This window comes from Mesorhizobium sp. M4B.F.Ca.ET.089.01.1.1 (genome assembly GCF_004022605.1).
Classification (GTDB): domain Bacteria; phylum Pseudomonadota; class Alphaproteobacteria; order Rhizobiales; family Rhizobiaceae; genus Mesorhizobium; species Mesorhizobium abyssinicae.
Genome location: NZ_RZOS01001377.1, coordinates 1 through 470, shown reverse-complemented (window position 1 = coordinate 470; position 470 = coordinate 1). Strand labels below are relative to the sequence as shown.

1 protein-coding gene is annotated in these 470 nt (G+C 58.5%); it reads right to left on the bottom strand.

From position 1 onward, the window contains the following. Positions 1-29 precede the first annotated feature (29 nt). On the bottom strand, positions 30-470 hold a 441-nt coding region (locus EN780_RS37600; RefSeq protein ID WP_210215138.1), incomplete at its 5' end, for a hypothetical protein.

Sequence of the window (470 nt, the reverse complement as noted above, 5' to 3'; positions counted from 1 at the left end):
CTCAGAAACCGCTCCCATCGCCATCGGTCTTAGCGCTCGATCCGCTTGAAGCTGCGCTCGAGTTCACTTTGAAGCTGCGTCAACGTCTGAGCCGCGTCACTTCCGTTGCGGATATCGCCCCACGCTCGCGTGACAAGTTCCTCCAGTTGTAGGTATCCCAGCGTACGCGGTCGCTTGATAGCCGTGTTCGCGAGCTCGTAGCGGATCAAATCGTCGACACCCTTCAGGGCGGGATTTTGCTGAGGAATGCCGCTCAGCACCTTGTCCGTAGCTGCGATGTTGGCGGATAACCTGTATCCGTTAGTGGCAACCACTGCCCCCTCTTTGTCCAAGCCCACGTAGTCCAGGAAGTTCAGGGCCTCGTCGGCATTCGTGATGTCCGCCGCCACTCCCAGATGGTATGATTCAGAAGGCGTCACCGCCTTGCCACCGGCAAAATACGGATGAGGCGCCACTCCATAGTCCAGACC